The organism is Rhizobium sp. LjRoot98 (assembly GCF_964252935.1).
Lineage (GTDB): Bacteria > Pseudomonadota > Alphaproteobacteria > Rhizobiales > Rhizobiaceae > Pararhizobium.
The window spans coordinates 18,366-42,110 of sequence record NZ_CAXUPW020000002.1 but is presented as its reverse complement, the minus strand read 5'-3'; the positions used below and the strand labels follow the sequence as shown (position 1 = coordinate 42,110).

21 protein-coding genes are annotated in these 23,745 nt (G+C 60.2%); 10 read left to right on the top strand and 11 right to left on the bottom strand.

Annotated elements, in window-relative coordinates:
- Window positions 1–40: 40 nt before the first annotated feature.
- The gene (gene pcaQ / locus ACSQ3J_RS08885) at window positions 41–988 is read right to left on the bottom strand and encodes a pca operon transcription factor PcaQ (RefSeq protein WP_060506637.1); all 948 of its coding nucleotides are present in this window, start codon (window positions 986–988) and stop codon (window positions 41–43) included.
- A gap of 93 nt (window positions 989–1,081) precedes the next feature.
- On the opposite strand from pcaQ, the gene pcaD reads away from it, so the two are divergent.
- The 5 genes from pcaD to ACSQ3J_RS08860 all read left to right on the top strand — a co-directional run bounded on the left by pcaD (window position 1,082) and on the right by ACSQ3J_RS08860 (window position 4,993).
- Window positions 1,082–1,894, top strand: coding sequence for a 3-oxoadipate enol-lactonase (pcaD, locus tag ACSQ3J_RS08880; protein WP_436039000.1), 813 nt, complete (start codon window positions 1,082–1,084; stop codon window positions 1,892–1,894).
- The gene (gene pcaC / locus ACSQ3J_RS08875; RefSeq protein WP_060506635.1) at window positions 1,887–2,291 is read left to right on the top strand and encodes a 4-carboxymuconolactone decarboxylase; all 405 of its coding nucleotides are present in this window, start codon (window positions 1,887–1,889) and stop codon (window positions 2,289–2,291) included. Before pcaD ends, pcaC begins: the two co-directional genes overlap by 8 nt.
- Before the next feature lie 9 nt (window positions 2,292–2,300).
- Window positions 2,301–3,050, top strand: a complete 750-nt coding sequence (gene pcaH / locus ACSQ3J_RS08870) for a protocatechuate 3,4-dioxygenase subunit beta (RefSeq protein ID WP_436038999.1) — start codon at window positions 2,301–2,303, stop codon at window positions 3,048–3,050.
- Window positions 3,050–3,664, top strand: a complete 615-nt coding sequence (pcaG, locus tag ACSQ3J_RS08865) for a protocatechuate 3,4-dioxygenase subunit alpha (RefSeq protein WP_436038998.1) — start codon at window positions 3,050–3,052, stop codon at window positions 3,662–3,664. The genes pcaH and pcaG overlap by 1 nt, the downstream gene beginning before the upstream one ends.
- Before the next feature lie 285 nt (window positions 3,665–3,949).
- The gene (locus ACSQ3J_RS08860) at window positions 3,950–4,993 is read left to right on the top strand and encodes a 3-carboxy-cis,cis-muconate cycloisomerase (RefSeq protein WP_436038997.1); all 1,044 of its coding nucleotides are present in this window, start codon (window positions 3,950–3,952) and stop codon (window positions 4,991–4,993) included.
- Between the two features lie 95 nt (window positions 4,994–5,088).
- Here the strand turns inward: ACSQ3J_RS08860 and ACSQ3J_RS08855 are convergent, their stop codons facing one another.
- The 8 genes from ACSQ3J_RS08855 to uxaC form a co-directional block, all read right to left on the bottom strand.
- On the bottom strand, window positions 5,089–7,005 hold the full coding sequence (locus ACSQ3J_RS08855; protein WP_436038996.1) for a DEAD/DEAH box helicase: 1,917 nt from the start codon (window positions 7,003–7,005) through the stop codon (window positions 5,089–5,091).
- Between the two features lie 250 nt (window positions 7,006–7,255).
- The gene (locus ACSQ3J_RS08850) at window positions 7,256–8,617 is read right to left on the bottom strand and encodes a TadE/TadG family type IV pilus assembly protein (RefSeq protein ID WP_436039219.1); all 1,362 of its coding nucleotides are present in this window, start codon (window positions 8,615–8,617) and stop codon (window positions 7,256–7,258) included.
- A 378-nt stretch (window positions 8,618–8,995) separates the two neighbouring features.
- A complete protein-coding gene (locus tag ACSQ3J_RS08845) occupies window positions 8,996–10,471 on the bottom strand; it encodes a mannitol dehydrogenase family protein (RefSeq protein WP_060506630.1) in 1,476 nt (491 codons plus the stop codon).
- Window positions 10,468–11,310 (bottom strand): ABC transporter permease, encoded by an 843-nt coding sequence (locus tag ACSQ3J_RS08840; protein ID WP_060506629.1) that lies wholly within the window; start codon window positions 11,308–11,310, stop codon window positions 10,468–10,470. Before ACSQ3J_RS08840 ends, ACSQ3J_RS08845 begins: the two co-directional genes overlap by 4 nt.
- A gap of 52 nt (window positions 11,311–11,362) precedes the next feature.
- Complete coding sequence (locus ACSQ3J_RS08835; protein WP_436038995.1) at window positions 11,363–12,241, bottom strand: ABC transporter permease; 879 nt, start codon at window positions 12,239–12,241, stop codon at window positions 11,363–11,365.
- Window positions 12,238–13,338 carry an ABC transporter ATP-binding protein gene (locus ACSQ3J_RS08830; RefSeq protein ID WP_060506627.1) on the bottom strand — a complete coding sequence of 367 codons (1,101 nt, stop codon included), beginning with the start codon at window positions 13,336–13,338 and terminating at the stop codon, window positions 12,238–12,240. Before ACSQ3J_RS08830 ends, ACSQ3J_RS08835 begins: the two co-directional genes overlap by 4 nt.
- Window positions 13,339–13,409: 71 nt before the next feature.
- Window positions 13,410–14,585 (bottom strand): extracellular solute-binding protein, encoded by a 1,176-nt coding sequence (locus tag ACSQ3J_RS08825; RefSeq protein ID WP_060506626.1) that lies wholly within the window; start codon window positions 14,583–14,585, stop codon window positions 13,410–13,412.
- Between the two features lie 59 nt (window positions 14,586–14,644).
- Entirely contained in the window at window positions 14,645–16,045 is a 1,401-nt protein-coding gene (gene uxaC, locus ACSQ3J_RS08820; protein ID WP_436038994.1) for a glucuronate isomerase, read from the bottom strand.
- 90 nt (window positions 16,046–16,135) lie between these two features.
- Between uxaC and ACSQ3J_RS08815 the strand changes: the two genes are divergently transcribed.
- Complete coding sequence (locus ACSQ3J_RS08815; protein WP_060506624.1) at window positions 16,136–16,858, top strand: GntR family transcriptional regulator; 723 nt, start codon at window positions 16,136–16,138, stop codon at window positions 16,856–16,858.
- Between the two features lie 36 nt (window positions 16,859–16,894).
- Window positions 16,895–18,082 carry a mannonate dehydratase gene (gene uxuA, locus ACSQ3J_RS08810; protein ID WP_436038993.1) on the top strand — a complete coding sequence of 396 codons (1,188 nt, stop codon included), beginning with the start codon at window positions 16,895–16,897 and terminating at the stop codon, window positions 18,080–18,082.
- 100 nt (window positions 18,083–18,182) lie between these two features.
- On the opposite strand, the gene ACSQ3J_RS08805 is transcribed toward uxuA, so the two are convergent.
- Together ACSQ3J_RS08805 and ACSQ3J_RS08800 are read right to left on the bottom strand one after the other, a co-directional pair.
- Window positions 18,183–19,484, bottom strand: a complete 1,302-nt coding sequence (locus ACSQ3J_RS08805; protein WP_060506622.1) for an MFS transporter — start codon at window positions 19,482–19,484, stop codon at window positions 18,183–18,185.
- Between the two features lie 98 nt (window positions 19,485–19,582).
- Window positions 19,583–19,870, bottom strand: a complete 288-nt coding sequence (locus tag ACSQ3J_RS08800; protein WP_060506621.1) for a metal-sensing transcriptional repressor — start codon at window positions 19,868–19,870, stop codon at window positions 19,583–19,585.
- Window positions 19,871–20,145: 275 nt separating this feature from the next.
- On the opposite strand from ACSQ3J_RS08800, the gene ACSQ3J_RS08795 reads away from it, so the two are divergent.
- From ACSQ3J_RS08795 to ACSQ3J_RS08785, 3 genes are all read left to right on the top strand, one after another.
- Complete coding sequence (locus ACSQ3J_RS08795; protein WP_436038992.1) at window positions 20,146–22,044, top strand: potassium transporter Kup; 1,899 nt, start codon at window positions 20,146–20,148, stop codon at window positions 22,042–22,044.
- Between the two features lie 278 nt (window positions 22,045–22,322).
- Entirely contained in the window at window positions 22,323–23,069 is a 747-nt protein-coding gene (locus ACSQ3J_RS08790) for a DNA-processing protein DprA (RefSeq protein ID WP_436038991.1), read from the top strand.
- Window positions 23,066–23,743, top strand: coding sequence for a hypothetical protein (locus ACSQ3J_RS08785; protein WP_436038990.1), 678 nt, complete (start codon window positions 23,066–23,068; stop codon window positions 23,741–23,743). Before ACSQ3J_RS08790 ends, ACSQ3J_RS08785 begins: the two co-directional genes overlap by 4 nt.
- Window positions 23,744–23,745: the final 2 nt, after the last annotated feature.

Here is a 23,745-nt window from a genome sequence, read left to right as displayed (position 1 = left end):
ACAGGAAAACCATCAAGTGAATACCCATCGCAGTGGAGTTTTACCGCCGCTCTGCATGGTCAGCCGAAACAGCGGAAATCTCAGCCGCCGCCTCGCGGATCGTCTGCATCAAGATGGCCAGCGGCATCGAGGGAATGGCGTTGGCCCGCATGGTCAGCCCGACCGGCCCCTTGGTCTCGCTGGTATCGATCGGTAGTGCCGCCAGCATTCCGTCCTCGATATCGCCGGCCACCACGCCGGTCGAAATGATCCAGATGGCATCGCTTGCCCGCACGAAGGCCCGCCCGAAGGAATCGGAGACGGTTTCGATCTGGTTGGGCAGGCTGGCGATGCCGTTGGTGATCAAGAACCGTTCGACGAACGGCCGGATGATCGAGGCACGCGTCGGCATCAGCACCGGATAGACGCCAAGATTGTCGAACACCGACTGCTTTGCCGACAACAGCGGGTGACCGGCGCGCACCACGAAGACGACCTGCTCGGAATAGAGGTGTTCGAAGGAGAACCCGGTCATCTGTTCAGGTGCCGCAAGCCGCCCGACGACCAGATCGAGATCGCCGACGCGCAACTGCTCCAGAAGCACCGCGTTTTCACCGGTGACGATCTTGATGCGGCTGCCGGTTTCCTCCTTGAGGAAATTCGCCATCGCCTTCGGCATGATCCGCGTCGAGACTGTTGGCAGCGCACCGATCCGCACCGGCGGTCCATCGCCCGAGCGTTCCTGCGAGACGGAATCCAGCCCTTGGCGCAACGCCGTCAGCGCCGCCCCTGCATGCCGCAGAAAGGCCTCGCCATATCGGGTGATCTTGATGCCACGGCCGTCGCGCTCGAACACGGACACGCCGAGAACCTCTTCCAGTTCGCGGATGGTCTTGGTCACCGCCGGCTGGCTGACATGCAGAAGGTCGGCCGCCTTCATTACGCTCTTCTGGCGGGCAACCTCGACAAAGGTTTGCAAATGGCGGAATTTCACACGGGCGTCGATCATGACAACTCATAACCTGAGAGTTAATGATAGGCAATAAAATGTCATTTTACCGAACCAGATTAAAGTTCCAATCTGTTTCCGAGGAGAATTTCCGTGCAGTTTGCCCGCATCAACGACGTCACGCTTCACTATCAGATCATTGGTGCAGCCAATGACAAACCGGTGCTGGTCTTTGCAAATTCGCTCGGCACGGATTTTCGCATCTGGCGCGACGTGATCGTGCGTTTCGCGGGTGACTTTGCCATGGTTCTCTACGACAAGCGCGGCCATGGCCTTTCCGATGTCGGCGACATGCCCTATTCGATGGACCTGCATGTCGCCGATCTCGCTGGTCTTCTCGATCTCCTCGCCGTCAAGCAGGCTGTCATTTGCGGCCTCTCGGTCGGCGGCCTGATCGCACAGGGCCTTTATGCTGCCCGGCCTGATCTCGTGCGGGCTTTGGCGCTTTGCGACACCGCCCACAGGATCGGCACGGCGGACCTTTGGAACACCCGCATTGCCGCCATCGAAGAGAACGGCATCGCCAGCATTACCGACAGCATTCTCGAGCGCTGGTTCACCCCCGCCTTCCGGCGCCCGGAAAACAACGCGTTGCACGGCTATCGCAACATGCTGGTCCGCCAGCCAGAGGCAGGCTACACCGGCACCTGTGCCGCGATCCGCGATGCGGATTTCACCGAGGCAGCCAAGCGCATCGCCGTTCCGACGATCTGCATCGTCGGCGATCAGGATGGCTCGACACCGCCCGATGTTGTCCTGTCGACCGCAAAACTGATCCCCGGTGCCCGCTACGAGGTCATCAAGGATGCAGGTCATATCCCCTGCGTTGAACAACCGGAAATGCTGACCGCCGTGCTGCGCGCCTTTATCGATACCGTCCTGTCTGGAGAGAAAGCCCATGAGTGACGCCACTGCGCCCACTGAACGTTACCGCCAGGGCCTCGCCACCCGCCGCACCGTGCTGGGCGATCGTCACGTCGACCGGGCGCAGTCCACGACCACTGATTTCGACCAGCCGTTTCAGGAACTGATCACCGAGGCCGCCTGGGGCAACGTCTGGTCCCGGCCAACCTGGACAAAACGCGAGCGTTCGATGGTCACCATTGCCCTGCTTGCCGCCCTTGGCCATGATGAGGAAGTGGCGATGCATGTACGTGCCACCGCCAATACCGGCGCCAGCCGCGAGGATATCGGCGAAGCGCTGTTGCATGTGGCGATCTACGCCGGCGTTCCCGCCGCCAACCGCGCCATCAAGATCGCCAAGCAGGTTTTCGAACAGATGGACGCCGGACAGGCGGTATGAGGCAGGACGATGTCTGATCTTTCCAACAAAAAGCCGGAGACCGGCGCCTTCTTCCAGCGTGATCGCGCTTGGCATGCGCCGGCGCTGACACCCGGCTACAAGACCTCGGTGCTGCGCTCGCCGCAAAAGGCGCTGCTGTCGCTCGACGGCACGATGTCCGAAATCACCGGGCCAGTGTTTGGCCATTCGCTGCTTGGCGAACTCGACAATGATCTCATTCACAATTTTGCCCGGCCCGGCGAAAGCGCCATCGGCGAACGCATCATCGTCCATGGCCGCGTGCTGGACGAGCGCGGCAGGCCGGTACCCGGCGCACTTCTGGAATTCTGGCAGGCCAATGCCGGCGGCCGTTACCGCCACAAGAAGGAAAGCTATCTCGCAGCCCTCGACCCCAACTTCGGTGGGTGCGGCCGCACCATCACGGACGAGGACGGCGGCTACCGCTTCCGCACCATCCGGCCCGGCGCCTATCCCTGGCCAAACGGCGTCAACGACTGGCGCCCGGCCCATATCCATTTCTCGATCTTCGGCCACGGCTTTGCCCAGCGCCTGATCACTCAGATGTATTTCGAAGGCGACCCGATGATCTGGAAGTGTCCGATCGTCACCACCATTCCCGACAGAAGCGCCATCGAACAGTTGATCGCACCGCTCGACTGGGCCAACACCATCCCGATGGATGCACGCGCCTACAAATTCGACATCGTCCTGCGTGGACGCCGCTCGACGCTGTTTGAAAACCGGATGGAGGGCAACTGATGGTCCAGGATCTCGGCTACTTGAAAGAATCACCGTCGCAAACGGCCGGCCCCTATGTCCACATCGGCTGTACGCCGAATTTCGCCGGGATAACCGGCGTCTATGAAACCGACCTCGGCAGCACGATGGTCAACGACAAGACGATCGGCGAACGCATCACCATGCGCGGCCGCGTCATCGACGGCGCCGGTGTGCCGTTGAAGGATGCACTCGTTGAAATCTGGCAGACCGATGCTGCTGGCCTCTACAACAGCCCCTCGGAGCTGCGCGGCACAGCAGATCCCAATTTCGCCGGCTGGGGCCGCTGCCCGACCAGTGCCGACGACGGTATCTTCACGTTCGAAACCATCAAACCCGGCCGCGCACCCTACAAGGACGGGCGCAAGATGGCGCCTCACATCACGGTCTGGATCGTTGCCCGCGGCATCAATATCGGCCTGCACACCCGCATGTATTTTGCCGACGAGGCTGAGGCCAACGCTGAAGACCCGCTGCTTGCACGCATCGAACACCGTCACCGCGTGGCAACCCTGGTCGCGCCACGCGAAGGATCGGTCTATACGTTCGACATCTATTTGCAGGGTGAGAAGGAAACCGTGTTCCTCGACATCTAGCTGGCTGCTGATAAAGTCATTTTCTCGGCATTTGCAGATCATTTTGGAAATTATGCGTTTGCCAAATCCTCCGTCATCCCTATCCTCGGGCTTGACCCGAGGGGTGTCACAGGGAACCAGTCAACCCAAGTCCTTGGGCTGAAAGGGTCTTTTGACCCGACAGGCGTCGGGTCGCTGGATCCCCTCCACAAGGGCGAGGAAGACGGAGAGTGAGGTACCGCTTTCGTCAAATCAATCTTCAGGGTTTTTCAGCAGCCTGCCAAAGCCCCGGGACCAAGGACAGACATGACCGCCTCGGTTTTCGACCACCCCTATCTCTCAGGCCTTCTCGGCGACGAGGAAATATCCGCCTTCTTCTCGGCGGAGGCGGATATTCGTGCCATGCTGACCTTCGAGACAACCTTGGCGCAGGCAGAAGCCGAACACGGGATTGTCTCAAAGCAATCAGCCGCCCGTATTGCCGGAACCTGCGCCACATTCCAGCCTGATGTCCTTGCCCTGCGCCACGCGGTCGCCACCGATGGCGTGGTGATCCCGGAACTTATCCGGCAATTGCGCAAGGCTGTTGGTGGGGACGCGGCCGAAAAAGTGCATTTCGGTGCCACCAGCCAGGATGTCATCGACACCAGCCTGATGCTGCGGCTAAAGGCGGCCAGCGCCGTCCTCTCTGATCGGTTGTCGCAACTCTTGGATATGTTCGGCAAGCTCGACACCGATTACGGCAGCAACCACCTGATGGCCCACACGCGCATGCAGGCAGCGATCCCGATCACTGTCGCCGATCGCCTCGCCGCGTGGTCAAGGCCGCTTGCCGATTATCGCCAGAGGCTGAACGCAACGGCATTTCCCCTCCAGTTCGGCGGCGCAGCCGGTACCCTCGATAAGCTTGGCGACAAAGCCGATGCCGTTCGGGCGGCTCTGGCTGGAAACCTCGAACTGTCCAATACCCCGCAATGGCAGAGCCAGCGCGCAATCATAGCCGACCTCGCCCATCTCCTGTCTTTGATCTCGGGCAGTCTTGGAAAATTCGGCCAGGATATCGCCCTGCTCGCTCAAGGCGGAGACGAAATCGCGCTGTCCTGCGGCGGCGGCTCCTCGGCCATGCCGCACAAGCAGAACCCGGTCGCCGCAGAAACACTGGTGTCGCTCGCCCGCTTCAACGCGGTGCAGCTCTCCGCCATCCATCAATCGATGGTGCATGAACAGGAACGCTCGGGGGCGGCCTGGACACTGGAATGGATGATTCTACCGCAAATGGTGATCGCCTGCGGTGCGAGCACGCGGCTTGCGCAAACGCTCGCCACGCAAATCGAGCGGCTTGGCCGCTAACCGTACATGAGCAGTCTGGTCAAACAAAAACCCGCGTATCGTCAGATACGCGGGTTTTCCAATCTCTGGCAAGCAATGCCTTTGCCAAGGCCCAATCAGTTCGCCTTGTTCTTGTGCGGCTTGCGCTTGGCGCCTTCGGTTCCGGATTTGTCAAACTTAGGCTTGTCAAATTTCGGTTTATCAAACTTCGCCTTGTCGAAGCCCGGCTTGCCGGCCTTCTTCGTCCAGGGCTTGCTGTCGGTTTTCTCGGACCCGCGATTGTCAGCGCCGGCATAGTCAGGCTTGCCTTCGAACTTGCGCTTCGGCTTGCCTTCACCCTTCCAGTCGTTCTTGGCCGGATAAGGCTTCTTGCCTGCAAATCCACCACGCGGGCCGGAGAGGTCCGGCGCGCCATCGAGCTGCGTTACGGTAATGCCTTTTTCCAGCGCCCGCTTCGGACCGATCGCCTCGACGAAACGATCCACCCACTCGCGCGCAATCTCGACATAGGTTTCTTCGGTCTGCATCTTGATGGCGCCAATTTCCTGCTTGGTGATCTTGCCGATGCGGCACAGCATCGGGATCAGCCAGCGTGGCTCGACATTCTGCTTGCGGCCAGCCGACAGCGAGAACCAGGCGCTATCGCCGAAATCACCACGCGGAGCCCGCGGCTCGCCGCGATCCGGACGATCGCCACGATCACCGGTCGGTGTGTAGTTCGGAGTATCCATCAGGTCTTCAGGCGCTGAACGGCCAGCACGCGCCTGCCGCAGGAAAGCGGCGGCGACCTGTTCGGCACCATGCTTTTCCAGGAGTTCGCGGATGAAATCGGCCTCATCCGGCGTGATCGCTTCGGTGAGCGCCGGATCGGCCAGAACGCGTTCGTCGTCACGGCGGCTGACTTCGTCCGCCGATGGCGGCCGGGCCCAGTCGGCATTGATATTGGCATCGCGCAACAGACGCTCGGCCTTGCGGCGGGCACTGTTCGGCACGATGAGTGCGCTGACGCCCTTGCGCCCGGCGCGGCCGGTACGGCCAGACCGGTGCAGCAGGGTTTCCGGGTTGGTCGGCAGGTCGGCGTGAACCACCAGTTCGAGGCCGGGCAGATCGATACCACGGGCGGCAACGTCAGTGGCGATACAGACGCGGGCGCGTCCATCGCGCATCGCCTGCAGCGCGTGCGTCCGTTCGTTCTGGCTGAGTTCACCGGACATGGCGACAACGGAGAAACCGCGGTTGTTGAAGCGCGCGGTCAGGTGGTTGACGGCAGCACGGGTCGAGCAGAACACCAGCGCGTTCTTCGCCTCGTAGAAACGCAGAACGTTGATGATCGCATTTTCGCGGTCGGAAGGAGCAACGGTCAGCGCCCGGTATTCGATATCAAGATGCTGCTTCTGCTCGGCCTGCGTCGAAATACGCACGGCATCACGCTGGTAGCTTTTGGCCAGATTGGCGATCGAGCGCGGCACAGTCGCCGAAAACATCAGCGTGCGGCGTTCGGACGGTGCGGCTTCAAGGATGAATTCGAGATCTTCGCGGAATCCGAGATCGAGCATTTCGTCGGCTTCGTCGAGAACGACAGCCTTCAGGCGCGACATGTCGAGGCCGCTGCGACGGATGTGATCGCAGAGACGGCCGGGCGTGCCGACAACGATATGGGCGCCGCGATCGAGCGCGCGCCGTTCACTGCGCATGTCCATGCCGCCAACACAGGAAGCAACGGTTGCGCCGGTGAGTTCATAGAGCCATTCCAGCTCGCGCTTCACCTGCAATGCCAGTTCCCGGGTCGGTGCTACGGCGAGCGCCAGCGGCGCACCTGCCTGACCGAACCGGTCCTTACCATCGAGCAGCGTTGAGGCAAGCGCCAGTCCGAAGGCAACGGTCTTGCCCGAGCCGGTCTGCGCCGAAACCAGCGCGTCCCTGCCTTCGAGTTCAGGCCCCAAAACGGCCTTCTGAACCGGCGTCAACTCTGAATAACCGCGCTTGCTCAATGCCTGAGCGATCGCCGGAGCGATGCCGTCTAACTCTACCATATGTTTATCTTTCGGAATTCGGATGTCATGCGCGCCTCGGTCGATGAGGGTAAGCACAGTCCGCGGCCGGCACGTCGCCAGCCAATACATGCGCGCCTCATACTGCGCCTGAGCGCAATTGTACAGGGTGTCGCGATGTTGCGCTGCAAAAACGCGGCATTTCGGTCTGCAGCACACGCTGAAATGCAAAATGGCCATGCGGTCCCGAGGACTCATGGCCATTCGTTAGCGATCCGGAACAGTGCTGCACTCAGCTTGTCAGCCGCGGCGTCCGTATAATCTTGTTGAACAGCGCCTTCATCGCCTTTTCGATTCCTTCGGTCGGGCTCACCTCGAAATAATAACCCGGCGAGGCACAGGCCTCCATCCGCGTGCCGATTTCCGACTGGAATGGCTTGATCCAGCTATTGTACCATGAGTTGGTGGGCAGAGGCAGATAGGTCGTATAGAGCACGGCGATCTTGATGCCGCGATCCTTCAAGGTCTGACAGTAGGTGATGTCGATCGGCTCCTGACAGCGGGTACCCGTGAGCTTTTTCGTGCACCCCTTCGGCTTCTTGCTGTCGCCTACCCCGTCGGAAACGAAGAACACAACTTTCTCGGGATTGGTAGACGTGGTACCATTGCCCGGCGCACTGATTTCCTTATTGATCTCTGTCAGTGCATCGTCGAAGCTCGTCTGCTGGTCATTGTTGTACCCCTGTTTGGGAATACTCATCAGCTTGATATCCTTCGTTCCTGTCCTCACCTTGGACAGGTCGCTGGTCAGGTCCGCCACCTTCAGCAGTTTGACGTCCTCCGCTTTTTCACCGAATGTGTACGCGGCCATCCGAAACTGATTGGGATAGCTCTGCTGGCGCTCTGCCTCGCTTGTCAATGCCTTGACCGCCTTCGCAACCACGTCGATGCGAATCTCGATACCGTTGTTTTTGGCAACGAAATAGTTGCTGTTGGTATTGATGGTGCCGTTTTCTGCGACGATGTGGCAGGCGAAAGCGCAGCTTCTAGAGCCAGCATCCGAGACGTTCTTGGTCGCGGCTTCCATCTTTAAGACATCGGCAGGTGTCGCTGCCACGCCCATCGACGGGGTGTTGTCGAGCAGCATGTAGAAATCCATGAAGGACTGTGTTTGGTAAACGGCGGTGGCGCCACCGGATACCGAGAGGCTGTCCTTGCCGAGAATACGCAGGAAAGATGTCTTCAACGTTGCCTGATAGGCCAGCTTGGCCTTGATATCTTTGCCGTCCTTGACGACCGTTGCCTTGACGAGATCGAGCTTCATATCCTCGGATTCGATCTTCTCTTTTTCGATGCCATCCTCTTTTATAGAGTTGGTTTTGGCTTGGCTTTGAGCCTTAAAAAGAGCCTCCGCCTCCGCCTCACTGAGGGGCACGGGACCATCGCTGGTCATGCCGACAGCTTGTGCAACACCTGCGGATCTTTCGGCGATCGAGCCGAGCACCGCTGCATCAGCGGCATTCTGCAAGCGCGACTTGAGTTCCATGGCGCGGCTGAAATCCACAGCCATCCCGGCAGCGCCAAGGATAGGAACGATGGCGATGGCCCCGATGACGGCAAAATTGCCCGCCCGGTCGGCAAATAGCTTCTTCAATAGACGCACAGTGATCCCCTGCCCCGCACCAGGTACTTCCCGGCGTAAATGTATTCCCCAGGCAATGGACAGTAGCTGCGAAATTCTAAATGGCGGTAAAAAGCAGTAGTTAACCGAAACGTAATTCAGCAGAGCGTTATTTCATTAAAGTTTCGACGGAACCGATCCATTGTGAAGAAAAACGCAATATCTGACTTGTGATGACAAAGAACCGCGGCAATCAAGTATAGCAATCCGGAGAACACAACAAAAAGTAAACATAAAAATCAGGACTCAACCCTGAATTTACTCTCTATTTCGTGAATCACTCGCACACCGATCAGGCTCAGGCCGGATGCCGATGGCAGCCCGCCGTGGCAACGGCTGCAAAGAACAAGCTCACCCGCGTGGTCTTTGCCATCTAGCCAGCTCCGCCGCCGCCCCTGTTGAGAGCAACCGCGACAAGCCATCGACAAGCCCCACCCGGAAATTAGCGTCGCCGCCGAGATCGTCGGCGAAGACCTCAGTCAAACCGAGAAACGCCGCAACGATCTCTTCTGGATCATCCAGTCCCTGCGACAAAGCCCTGATGCGCCCAGCCAGCGGATCACGGACATCGATCGCCTTTCCGGCTTCATCGACGCCACGCGCGTAATACATCCACGCGGCAACTCCGAGCACCAGCCGGTCACAGGACGTCCCTGCCCGCCTACGGGCGCGGATCGTGCCAAGCAACCGTTGCGGCAGCTTTTGCGACCCATCCATGGCGATCTGCCAGGTGCGGTGGCGCAGCGCCGGGTTTTTGAAGCGCTGAATGAGATCGCCTCGATAGGCCGCCAGATCAAACCCGGCGAGCGGCGGCAGCGTCGGAGACACCTCTTCACGCATCAAGCCCTCGATCAGCGCCTCCATGCCCGGCAAGGCCATGGCCTCGGCAACCGTTTCGGCCCCGGCGAGAAGCCCCAGATAAGCAAGCGTCGAGTGGCTGCCGTTGAGAAGCCGCAGCTTCATAGTCTCGAAGGCGGAAACCTCGGGAATGAAGATAGCGCCGGCTTCCTCCCATGCCGGACGCTCGAGCGGAAAATGATCCTCCACCACCCATTGCCGGAACGGTTCGGTCACCACCGGCCAGGCATCATCAACACCCAGAGCAGTTGCAATGGCAGCGCGATCGGCCTCCGTCGTTGCCGGCACGATCCGGTCGATCATCGTGGATGGAGAGGCAATACCGGCGACGAAAGCGCCCAGTTCCGTATCCCGCAGTTCGGCGAAGCGGCGGACAACACATTTCAGCACATGACCGTTCGATGGAAGATTATCGCAGGACAGAAGCGTAAAGGCCTCCACGCCTGCCGCCCGCCGTCGGGCCAAAGCCTCGACGATGAAGCCGATAGCCGATTTCGGTTTTTCCGGATGTTGCAGGTCATGCTGAATATCGGGATGGTTTTCATCCAGCGTGCCGGTCGCCGGATTGTGGCAATAGCCTTTTTCCGTGACCGTCAGCGAGACAATGCGGGTCGCCGGGTCAGCCATCCGTTGCAGAACGGCCTGCGGGTCCTCCGGCGCGACAAGGGTCTCGAGGACACTGCCGATGATGCGCAGCGTTTCGCCCTCACCGTCCTGAACCTTCAACGTATAGAGCCCGTCCTGCGGCGTCAGCGCGTCACGGGTCTCCGCACTGCGCAACGAAACCCCGCAAATTCCCCAGGATGGATCGCGTGCCAAAACGTCATCGGTAAACACCGCCTGATGCGCCCGGTGGAAAGCACCTATCCCGAGATGGACAATGCCGATGGATACCTTCGCCCGGTCATACCCGGGCTTTACAATAGCAGCCGGCAGGTCCGGAAGTGTTTGGTTCGACAATCTGGTCATGATGCAGGCTGCTGTTTGGCACGGGCGACAATCTGCGACGGGTTGACGAACTGCAAGGCGAGGATCAGCCAGAACAGGGTCGTCACCATATAGATCACCGCCATGGCGTCGATCGATTGCCCGGCCCGGACACCGGCGGCAAAGACCGCGTAGTAGAGCGACACGACCAGCGTCTGGCTTGTCGGTCCGGCAATCAGGAAGGTCAGCTCGAACATGGCGATGGTCCGCACCAGAACCAGAAGCAATGCCGCCAGCATGCCGGGCAACAGAAGCGGCAGGAGGATGCGCAGAAACAGGCTGCCGGTGCCTGCGCCAAAGACACGGGCCGCGGCCTCGATGCGCGGGTCGATCTGCTCGATGAACGGGATCATCACCAGAACGACGAAGGGCAGCGAGGGCACGAGATTGATCAGCACGACGCCCCAGAAGGAACCGCCGAGGCCGATCTGGTAGAGCACCGTCGCCAATGGGATGCCATAGGTTAGCGGCGGAATGAGCAAGGGCAGCAGAAATAGCAGCACGACAAGACGCTTGCCCGGAAAGTCCCGCCGCGCCAGCGCGTAAGCCGTGGTGACGCCGAGGATTCCGGAGATGAGGACCACGGTGAAGACGATCTGGAATGTCACGAACACGACGCTCGACAGCTGGAATTCCTTCCAGGCGCTAAAATACCATTTCGTCGTCAGGCCAACCGGCAGCCAGGTGCCAAGCCAGCGGGTGGCAAAGGAATTGACCACCACGGCGGCGATTACGCCGATAAGGTTGATAATGAACAGCCCCGCGACTGCCCAGACGGCAAAACGCCAGATTTTCGACACGAGGCCCTGATCGCGGATCATAGCGGCATCTCCCGGAAAAATGCGTGATGAGGCACAGGCTTTGTCATGGTCATCATCCCTTTGTCCCCCCGGTCGGGCCGCGATAAAACATCGAGCGTGCGCCGAGCACGATCAGCACGACGACCAGTTCCACCGCGCCCATGACCATGGCGATCGCCGTTCCCAGCGAATGATCATATTGCTCGAAGGCGGCCTGATAGGCGGCAATAGAGATCACCCGCGTCGAGCCGGCTGGCGCTCCGAGCAGGACGGCTGAGGGAAAGACGGCGAAGGCCTGGACAAAGGCCAGGCAGAAGGTCACCGCCAGCCCCGGCACCAGCAGCGGCAGGAAGACTTTCATGAACCGCTGGCGGGCATTGGCACCAAGCGTTGCCGCCGCCTGTTCGATCGCCGGGTCAATGCCCGTCACGTAGGACAGCGTCAACAGGAAAGCGAAGGGGAAACCGGTGATCACCAGCGAGGCAAACACACCCCAATAGTTGTTGGTGAGCTTCACCGGCGCATCCAGCAAGCCGACAAGTACCAGCACGCGGTTGAACCAGCCCTGCGGCCCGAGAAACGTCAGAAGTCCGTCGGCAACGAATACCGTGCCAAGCGTGATCGGCAGGACGAGGATTGTCGTCAACAGCCGTTGCCGCGTCATCAGCCGGACCCTGAAGGCAATCGGCACGGCAAAGGCGAGATTGACGATCGTCACCGGCAGCGCCAGCCAGAGCGTCGAGGCAATCGTGCGGTACTGGAAGGGGTCGCTGAAGAAGGCCACATAATTGGCATACCAGGCGCCCTCCTTCGGCATCACCGAATCGGCAAGGCCATAGAAAAACGGGTAGATGAACAGCCCGAGCATGACGGCGAGCCCCGGCAGGACCAGCAGTGTCGTGCCATCGAAACCGCGCGCGGCAAGCCGATAGCGAAGCGACGGCGTGCTCATGCGCCCTTCCCCTTGAACAATAGCGCCCGGCCTTGCGCTGGTTGCAGGGTTGCGGATGCACCGCGTGGCAGAGCCTGTTCGGCGCGGAAATAGAGATCGGAACCGTCAGCCGACTTGGCCAGCCCGAAAAAGGCACGGCCGCGATATTCCATGTTGACGACCGTAGCGGGCATGCCGTTGCCATCCTCGACGGCAACAAGATCCTCCGGCCGCACCGACAGCACGGCCTGATCCCCAACGGCAAGCGGCTCGCGCATCGTGCCCGTCAGCTGCGCCCCGGCCACCTCGATGCGGGCTTCGTCACCGGATATGCCAGTCACCCGACCGGCAATGCGCGTGCGAAAACCCATGAAATCGGCGACGTCGATATGATTGGGCCGCTGGTAGAGATCCTGCGGCGAGCCGATCTGCATGATCCGCCCCTGGCTCATGACGACGATCCGGTCGGCAAGCGACAGCGCCTCGTCCTGGTCGTGCGTCACATAAATGGTTGTCGAGCCGATCTGGTCATGGATGCCGCGGATTTCGGCGCGCATCTCCAGCCTCAGCTTGGCATCAAGATTGGATAGCGGCTCGTCCATCAGCACGACCGGCGGCCGGATGACGATGGCGCGGGCAATCGCCACACGCTGCTGTTGTCCGCCGGAGAGTTGCCCCGGCAGCTTGTCGATCTGGCTTTCCAGCCTCACCAGCGCCAAGGCCTGCTCGATGCGCCGGTCGGCCTCGCTGCCGCGAATGCCCTGCATGGTCAGCCCGAACCCGACATTGCGGCGCACACTCATATGCGGAAACAGCGCGTAGCTCTGGAACACCATTCCGAACCCGCGCTTTTCCGGCTCCAGCTGATCGATGCGGTAGCCGCCCAGCCTTATTTCGCCGCCCGACAGGGCAAGAAGCCCGGCCACGCAATTCAGCGCCGTCGATTTGCCGCAACCGGACGGCCCGAGAAGCGCGATGAACTCGCCAGGCTCGATTGCAAGATCGATGCCATCGAGCGCGGTATAGGCACCGAACGATCGGCGCAGGCCATCCAGCTCGAGGCGGGCCGACTGTTTGGGCGAAAGCACCGCCGCTGCGTTCTGAACCGGCAAATTCAAGGTCGTTCCTCCACGTCGATAGGCAATTTGAAACGGCGGCAAAACCGCCGCCGTTTCAGGCTCTGTCAGGCTCAGCCCTTGGATGCGCCGATCTGTTCGTCCCAGATACGGAACGCATCGACGATCTGCGCCGGCTCAAGCGGCACTTCCAGCGGATTGTTGGCGATCCAGTCGGCATATTCCGGGCGGCCGAATTCCTTGATGGCATCCTGGCTTTCCTGCGGCGCCATCTCGATCGTCACGTCCTTGACTGCCGGGCCCGGATAGAAATAGCCCTGGTCGTAGGCGATCGCCTGCTGCTGCGGTTGCAGCATGAAGTTGATGATGTCGAGCAGAACGGCGACCTTCTCATCCGAAACGCCCTTCGGAATGACCGCATAATGCGCATCCGTCACCCAATGAAAGCCATCGAGCTTGCCGACCTTGGCCTCGGCCGGAACGATGCCGAGCGCGCGCGGGTTGATATCCCAGCCGGTCGTCGAGACGACGATATCGCGGGTGCCTTCGCCGAGTTCCTTCATTGTCTGGGTCGTGCCGGTACCATAATATTCGACGTTTTCACCCAGAGCCTTCAGATATTCCCAGGTCTTCGTCCAGCCCTTGACCGGATCGCGCGGATCGCTGTCGCCGAGAATATAGGGAAGCCCCATCAGGAACGTGCGGCCGGGGCCGGAATTGGCCGGGCGAGCATACATGAACTTCTTCGGATTGGCCTTCGACCATTCCAGCAGTTCCGCCGCTGTCTTCGGCGGTGCCGGAACCCGGTTCGGCATATATTCGATCAGCGGGCCCGATGGATAATAGGTGACGACGACGCCCTGCTCCTTGGCGAGCGCCTGCATCTTGAACGCTTGCGGCAGGAGGATACTTTCCAGATTGGGCAGGTCGCCCTTATGGGCGGCAAGATCGACCCAAAGGCTCTGGTCGAGACCGGCCGCGAGCACGTCGGTGCCCGTCAGAACGAGATCGATATCGACCTTGCCGGCGGCCTGCTGCGCCTTGATCTTGGCCGGCAGTTCCGGTGCCGGTGCCTTGGTGAAGGCGAAGCTCGATACCCATTCCGGCTTTGCCGCGGCATAGGCCTCGAGCATGCCCTGCGTCAGGGCAAGATTGCCGGCGACATCCACCACCGTGATGGTGACGGGGCTTGCCGGAGCCTTCAGCTGCGCAAAAAGACGGCCGGGCAAAAGCCCCAGGCCGGTCAGGCCGGCAACTCCGCCGACAAAGGTCCTGCGTGTAACGTTCATGTCGTTCTCCTCCCTTGTTGTGCAGCGGACGCCTCCTCAGCCGCCCGTCTGCCAGATGGTCACAGTCGGTAGGCCCTCTTTGCCAACCCGTAGGCGAGTTCATGCGCCAGAGTGGAAGCCTCGTCTTCATCGATGCGGTGGTCCGCCACGAGACGGGCGAGATAGGCGCAGTCCACCCGCCGCGCCATGTCGTGGCGGGCCGGGATCGACAGATAGGCGCGAGTGTCGTCGTTGAAGCCAACCGTATTGTAGAACCCGGCGGTTTCGGTCGTCGTCTCGCGGTAGCGGCGCATGCCTTCCGGGCTGTCGAAGAACCACCAGGCGGGTCCGAGCTTCAGGGCTGGATAATGGCCGGCAAGTGGCGCCAGTTCGCGCGAATAGGCGGTTTCGTCGAGCGTGAAGAGGATCACCGTCAGCGCCGGGTCGTTACCAACAGCGTCGAGCAGCGGCTTCAACGCCTGCACATAGTTGGTTGACTGCGGAATATCCGCGCCCTTGTCGGGACCGAAATCCGCAAATAGCGACGGATTGTGGTTGCGGTAGGAGCCCGGATGGATCTGCATGACCAGCCCGTCATCCCTGCTCATCCGCGCCATTTCCGTCAGCATCTGGCCACGGAAGGCGTCCGCCTCGCCGGCATCCGCCTTGCCGGCAAGCACTTTATCAAACAGCCGGGCCGCATCGTCGGAAGACAGATTCTCGGTCCGCGCGGTGGCATGACCGTGATCCGTCGCCGTTGCTCCGCGCCGTTTGAAGAATTCACGCCGCGCCCGGTGCGCATTCAGGTAACCTGACCACGTCGCGGCCTCACCGGTCATCGCCAAAAATCGGTCGAGGTTTCCGGCAAATCCGAGCACCTGCGGATCGACCACCGCATCCGGCCTGTATGTCGGCACCACGCGGCCATGCCATCCCGAATTGCGCACGGCGTCGTGATGCCTGAGATCTTCCAGCGCACCGTCCGTTGTTGCAATCACCTCAATACCGAACCGATCAAACAGGGCGCGCGGCCGCATCTCCAGCGTCGGGATCGCCGCCTCGATCCGGTCGAACAAGGCGTCTGCCGTCTTTGGCGACAGGCGCTCGGTGATCCCGAACACAGTCTCCATCGAATGCTCGAACCAGATGCGCGTCGGCGTTCCGGCAAAAAGATGAAAATGCGCGGCAAACAACCGCCATATTTTGCGGGGATCCGTCTCGACCGCCGCCCCGTCACGCCGGGGGACACCCAGATCCTCCAGCCGCACACCCTGCGAATAAAGCATGCGCGTCGCATAATGGTCCGGGGTGATGAACAGTGCTGCCGGGTCTGGAAACGGCTTGTCTTCCGCATACCAGGACGGGTCCGTATGGCCATGCGGCGATACGATCGGCAGTCCTGCAACGGTTTCGTAAAGCTGCCTTGCGATAGCCCGTATACCGGGATCGGCAGGAAACAGCCTGTCGGGGTGCAATGCCATTCCTTGTCGCTCCTCCCGCTTCACGTCTTGGCAACGTGAGCAAACTGATATACTAGTATTCACGACAGTGTCAACGCCTCGAGAAACCTCATGCCATCATCGCCACGAAACACCGCCGTCGCGCCCTTCCTTGCAGAACCGGCAACTGCAAAGCTCCGGCGCGTCACGGCCGGTTCGGCAATCTATGAGCGGCTGCATTTAGCGATCACATCGCTGCAGATGCCGCCCGGCATGCCGTTGCAGGAGAAAAAGATCGCCGAGGAATTCGGCGTCAGCCGCACACCGGTGCGCGAGGCGCTGCTGCGATTGGCGGAAGCCGGACTTGTCGACATATTCCCCCAGTCCGGCACCTTCGTGTCGCTGGTTCCGGTCGCCGCCATTCCCGAGGCTGTGGTCATCCGCAAGTCGCTGGAGGGAACAACGGTGGAATCGGCAACAGCAATTGCGACCCTCGCCGACATTGCCAAGCTCGACGCCATCATCGCCCGTCAACGCGTCCATGCCGCCCATAACGAAACGTCCCTGTTTCACGAACAGGACGAAGCCTTTCACGAGGCGATCGCCGGTATTGCCGGCTATCCCGGTATCTGGGCCATTCTGAAAACCGTCAAAATCCAGATCGACCGTGCCCGGCGTCTGACCCTGCCGGCGCTCGGCCGCATGGAGAGCGTGATCGAAGAGCATGTGACGATCCGCAATGCCATCGCCGCCCATGACGTCGAAAGCGCCCGGGCCGCCATGATGCACCATTTGAGCGCCGTCATTCCCGACGTTGCCGAATTGCGGGTCATGCACCCCAATTATTTTTGCTGAACAAAACGACTGAATGAACCGGAGGAAGAAGCAGGCATGCGTCAGGGATGGAGATGGTTCGGGCCGGATGCGCCGGTAACGCTGGACGATGTGCGCCAGACCGGGGCGACAAATATCGTCTCGGCGTTGCATCAGGTACCGATCGGCCGCGCCTGGACGGAAAGCGAAGTCCGCGAGCGCCAGACTTTGATCGAAACCACGCCCCCTGGGCGCTCGCCGCTCACGTGGTCCGTGGTCGAGAGCATCCCCATCCCCGATGCCGTCAAGCGCACCGGGGCCAAGGCCAAGGCCGAAATCGAAGCATGGATTGCCAGCCTCGAGGCCGTCGCTGCCTGCGGCATCAAGATCATCTGCTACAATTTCATGCCGGTGGTCGACTGGACGCGCACGGAGCTTGATTTCATCACCCCCACCGGCGCCACCGCCATGCGCTTCGATCATGAACGCTTCGCCGCCTTCGATCTGTTCGTCCTCAAGCGCCCCGGCGCTGAAAACGATTATTCAGAAGAAGACCGCCTGCGCGCCAAAACCGTGTTTGATGCGATGCCCGAAGCCGAAATGGCCGAGATCACCCGCATCATCACCTCCGCCCTGCCCGGCTCAACCACCGAACCGATGACGGTCCCCGGCTTTCGCGAACGGCTCGCCGCCTATAGCGGCGTCGATGCAAACCGTTTTCGCCAGCACCTGATCGAGTTCCTGGAAGCCGTCACACCTGCGGCCGAAGCACGGGGCGTCAAACTGACCCTGCATCCGGACGATCCGCCACGCCCGCTCTTCGGCCTGCCGCGCATCGCCTCGACCGCTGACGACTACGCCGCCGTGTTCGATGCGGTACCCTCGCCAGCCAACGGCATGTGCTTTTGCACCGGCAGCCTCGGCGTGCGCGCCGACAACGACCTGCCAGCCATTGCCCGCCGTTTCGCCGCGCGCATCCATTTCACCCATCTGCGCGCCACCACCCGCGAGGGAGACGGCCGCAGCTTCCACGAAAGCGCCCATCTCGACGGCGACGTCGATATGGTGGCGGTGCTGAAGGAACTCGTCGCGGAGGACCGCCGCCGCTCAGCGGAAAACACCATCGTCTTCCGCTCCGACCACGGCCACCGCATGCTCGACGACCTCGAAAAGACCGTCACTCCCGGCTACCCCTCGATCGGCCGCCTGCGGGGCCTGGCCGAATTACGTGGCATCCTGCACGCGCTCGATGCACGTCCGACCTGAAACGGATGTATCAGCATCGCGTCAGCCGATGGCCTGCCGCGCCGAATACGTCGCGGCATTTGTGATGGAAAAGAGGTCGTGAACTGTCCGCAAGACGCGGTCAGCCGTGATATCGGTCCTTGCGCGTAGGGTGGGCGTGTTCGTGCCCGCCCACAACAATCTTCGCTCCCGCGATATGCGGATGGTCGGCGTGGAGGTCCGAATGAAGGTGCCGTTCGTCTTCCTCTGCGGCCGGCCAAAGCCAAGCGGCGAGAACGGCTCCAAATCCCGTTAGGACGGCAAGGGCCGCGTATGTTGCTGTGAGGCCTGCCGTCGCTCCCAGCCATCCCGCCAATGGATAGGTAATCAGCCAGCATCCATGGGAAAGGGCGAATTGTGCCGCAAACAATGCAGGCCGATCCTCGGGCGACGCGGAACGCCGAAGGATCCGCCCTGACGGTGTCAAAACGAGAGAATAGCCGATGCCGATCACGGCCCACACGACGACAATACCGGCATAGGACGTCGTCAACATCCCAACCACGAGGGCGGCGACGAGCACCACCGTTCCCGCCAGCATCGTCCGACGGTCGTCGGCCTTTTTCAGCAGGCGCGGCAGAAGCAACGCGGCAAGCATCGATCCCAGCCCGAAGGCCGCCAACGCGATCGCTGTGTAACGCTCCCCGAGCGCCAGCACGCTCTGGACCAGAACGACCGTATTGACAAACACCATTGAGCCACCCGCAGCAACCGCAAGGTTGAGCGCGAAAAGGCCCTTCAAGCGTGGGACTGTCAAGTAGAGGCGAATACCACGCGTCGTCCGCTCATAGATGCTGCGCGGCTCCGCGGGCTTCGGATCGGGCAACAGAACCGAGACGACAAGGCTTGCCGAGGCCAAAAAGCCGACGACGGTCCCAAGATAGAGATTGTGATAGTTCATCAGCATCAGCAGCGCAGCTGCCAGTAGCGGACTTCCGACTTTTTCAAGATCGTAGGCCAGCCGCGAAAGCGAGAGCGCATTTGTGTAATCATCTTCGTCCGGCAGCACGTCGGGGATGGTCGCCTGGAATGTCGGCGTGAAGGCTGCCGATGCCGCCTGCAGCACGAAAATTAGCAGATAGGCTTGCCACACCCCGGTGATGAACGGAAGACAGACGGCCACCCCGGCGCGGATCAGATCGAGCGTGACCAGCATCGCACGTCGCGGAAGTTGCTCGGTAAACGCCGTGGCGACCGGCGCGACCACGACATAGGCGATCATCTTGATCGCCAGCGCCGTGCCAAGGACGGCGCCCGCGTTGCCGTCTGCGAATTCGAAGGCCTGCAGACCGAGGGCAACGGTGGCGAGCCCCGTGCCGAGCAGGGCAATGACCTGGGCGAGGAAGAGATGGCGGTAGGTGCGGTTCTTCAGAACGGAAAGCATCAGGTCATCCCTGCATCTCGTGTTGGATCGCCGCTGCCGCCCATGCCTGCACCGGTCGCGCTTCGATCAGGATTGAAAATTGCGGTGACGAATCATCCTCAAAGATACTTGGCGATGGTCTTGAACTCGGCCATTGCCTGCCTCTGCTCGCGGCCGAGCGAGCCGACGGTATCTTCGAGACAGTGATCAAGATGATCGTGGATCAGCGTCCGTTTGGCATTGGTGATCGCCTTTTCTACCGCATGAAGCTGCTGCGCAATGTCCACGCAAGAGCGGCCGCCTTCGATCATAGCGATCACGCTTTTCAAATGTCCCTCGACGCGCTTGAGCCGCTTGACGATATCGGAGTGGGTCTCGTGTCTGTGTTCGTGATTATCTTCGCTCATACCTATATCCTATCCTCCTGGATAGGATACTTCAATCGTGATCTTGACCCGAACCGCGGATAACCGCGATCAGCCCATAGCCGAGATCTGACTTGAGACGGCAAGAGGAACGCGGCATCAACCGCACTGCGAAACTGCCGGTTTTCACAGAAAGCTGCCCAATTAACCGTGAAACGACGAACAATCATATCCGGGGTTTGCGACGGACGCTGCATTGCACCATATTGCCGTCAAAGGGCCAGAAGGCCCGCAAAAGCCCAGAAAGCCAATATCGCATGACATCGTCTACCGCAGCCCCTGACGGCACCTCCGAGACGCGCAAATTCCTCGTTCTACTGCTCGGCTCGATCGGCGTCGTCTACGGCGATATCGGCACCAGCCCACTCTATGCCTTCCGCGAGGCGTTGAGACCGTTTGCGGCGGACGGTGTGCATGAAAACGAGGTGCTGGGCCTGATCTCGCTGATGGTCTGGACGCTGACGATCATCGTCACCTTCAAATACGTCCTCTTCCTTCTGCGCGCCGACAATGACGGCGAAGGCGGCACGCTGTCGCTGCTGGCGCTGCTGATGAAGAAAACCGGCAATTTCACCCCCATCCTGTTTTTCGCAGGCATCATTGGTGCGGCGCTGTTTATCGGCGACGCGATGATCACACCGGCACTCTCGGTCATGTCGGCGCTCGAAGGCCTGAAACTGGTGACGCCAGCCTTCGCGGGCTACGTCCTGCCAGTGTCGGCGGCGATCATGGCCGGTCTCTTCCTCGTGCAATCCAAGGGCACAGCCGCTGTCTCCAAATTGTTCGGCCCGATCACGACCGTCTGGTTTCTGGTCATGGCGTGGGGCGGCCTGATCCATATCGGCGACGATTGGACGATCCTCCAGGCGCTGAACCCGATCAACGCTCTGTGGTTCATCACCCATGCCGGCTTTGCCGGCCTGATCGTGCTTGGCGCGGTTTTCCTGACCGTCACCGGCGCCGAAGCCCTCTACGCCGACCTCGGGCATTTCGGCCGCAAGCCGATCCAGGTGGCCTGGTTCATCCTGGTCTTCCCGGCACTGGCGCTGAACTATCTCGGACAGGGTGCCTTCGTGCTGGCCAACCCGCAAGCCATCGAAAACCCGTTCTACCTCATGTACCCGAAATGGGCGCTACTGCCTGTTGTCATCCTCGCCACCATGGCGACCATCATCGCCAGCCAGGCGGTCATCACCGGCGCGTTTTCGCTTGCCCGGCAGGCCGTCCATCTCGGTTTCCTGCCGCGGCTGGCGATCAAGTTCACCTCGGAAACAAACACCGGGCAGATCTACGTCCCGGCCGTGAACCTGCTGCTGTTCATCGGTGTCATCGTGCTGATCTTCTCGTTCGGCGATTCAGAATCGCTTGCAACGGCCTATGGCATATCCGTCACCGGCGCGATGGTCGTCACCACGCTGATGTCGTTCCAGTTTCTCCGCTCCATCTGGGGCTGGTCCACCATCAAGGCAGCCGCTGTCCTTTTGCCGCTTCTGATCCTCGAAGCCGTATTCCTCGGAGCGAACCTCCTCAAAATTCACGACGGCGGCTGGGTTCCCGTAGCCCTTGCGCTCGCCATCATGGCGGTCATGTGGACCTGGACACGCGGCTCGCGCATCCTGCGGGAGAAGACGGCCAAGAACGACATGCCATTGGACATTTTCATCAAGTCGATCGAACGCCCGTCGGAGCACGCGCCCGTCACCGTCCCCGGCACCGCCGTGTTCCTGACGAGCGTACCGGACAGGACACCTGCCGTCCTGCTCCACAATATCAAGCACAACCATGTCCTGCACGAACAGAACGTCATCCTGACGATCTGGACGCAAGACAAGCCACATGTTCCCGACAGCCAGCGCGTGGACATCACCCAACTTTCCGAGCGCTTCCTGCGTGTCGATATCCATTTCGGCTTCATGGACGAACCGAACGTCGCCCGCGCCCTCGTCCTCTGCAAGAAAAAGGGCTTCAAGTTCGAGATCATGCAGACCTCGTTCTACCTTGGCCGGCGCAACCTTATCAGCACGCCGAACACGGACCTGCCCGTCTGGCAGGAACGGCTCTATATCGTACTCGCAGACTTCGGTATCGATCCATCGGCCTACTTCAAGCTCCCGGCCAACCGCGTCGTGGAACTCGGCGAGCAGGTGGCGATCTGACATTCGAGAAACTGCGACCGGTGCCGCAGAAACGCGGCCAGGTTTGCTTACACGCGGTATCGACAAAGAAATTGTTGCTCGCCACATACATCTGAACAAGCCAATCTTGATTTTGTTAGGTTTTCAGCGCTCGTCGCCACAACCGTTTGAACATATCGCCTCATTCCCATGAGCAACCAGGCATTTTCGCCTCATTCCTCTGAACACGCTGGAACTACGGCCTTCACAGTCGGTTGTAAACCTTTCGAATCGTCTGAAATCTATGTAAAGATGGGCCGATGAAAGCCGGTGCCGCAACCACTTCAAAGGGCAAGCAATCAGCCTCATCGTACGTGGGGCCTGAGCACACGCGCACGGCCACGCTGCAAGAGGTGCTTCACCGCTTCGGTCGCAGTGCCAACGGCACCGGTCAGGCTGACCTGCTTCGAAGTTACGGGGAACGCGATACGTTCCTTTATTTTGCCGGTGACCTGCGTCTGTTGGAAAAACCAACGGTTTCAATTGTAGGTACACGTCAGATTTCCCCTGAAGGAATTCGCCGGGCAGCAAAACTGGCGCGTCAGCTTGCTGAATCGGAAGTGCTGGTCATGAGCGGGTTGGCAAGGGGCGTCGATACCGTTGCGCATACTTCCGCGTTGGAAGCCGGAGGGCATACCGCCGCCGTTATTGGCACTCCGGTTGATCGTGTCTATCCGGCCGAGAACGCTGAGCTGCAGATGGAAATATACAACCGTCATCTTCTCATCTCCCCATTCAACGTTGGAGAGCAGGTCTACAAATCGAATTTTCCGGCTCGTAACAAGGTTATGGCAGTTCTGAGCGATGCGACCGTTATCGTCGAAGCATCAGATACTTCTGGTACGCTTCATCAGGCTGCGGAGTGCCAAAGGAACGACCGTTGGCTCTTTATTATGAAATCGGTGGCCGAAGATAGAAGCGTTACGTGGCCGTCAAAATTTCTGAAACACCCCAAAACCCGGGTACTCACCGACACCTCCGAGCTATTGGAAGCGATCCGCAAATGACCGATATCTCCGTGGTGTGCCTAATTCCCTACAACGCGGAGCATAAAGAAAACCGCCCCCAAGTTGAATGGGAAGCAATCCACATGAAGAGGATTGTGAAGAATGAGCAGCTTAACGGCAGCTTCAATTTTGCCGTGAACGGCGTGCTCACTAAAATCGACAGAAACAACATCGGAACTTTTCAGCACGAGATTAACCGCAGGTTTGCTGCCAAGCTAATGCTTGATCACCCCTACCCTGTGGCCCTCGTTCCGATACCAAATGGTGATGGTTTGATCGGGCAAACCAATGTGTTCAGAACTTTGAGCATCGCCAACTCGATTGTACGGGTAATGAACAACGGCTCCGTTGCGCTGGACCTTTTACGGTGGAACGCACCCGTTGGAAAAGCTCATTTGGGGCAACGTGCTCGTCGGGTTGATGATCATATCGCAGCCCTACAGATCAACGGCGGAACGCAGCTGCCCGTTATTTTATTCGATGATTTCCTTACGACAGGGTCTCAAATGGCGGCTGCGAAAATCAAACTGGAGGACGCAGGCTTTAATGTCGTCGGTTGTTACACGATTTTTGAAAGCCTCGACGCAGGCGTTCAGGTCGAGCCGCCGGGTTGGAGGTTGACGACCCGCCATGTCATGCGGATCGCCGATTTCTTTCAGAACGTTAATCTGTAGAT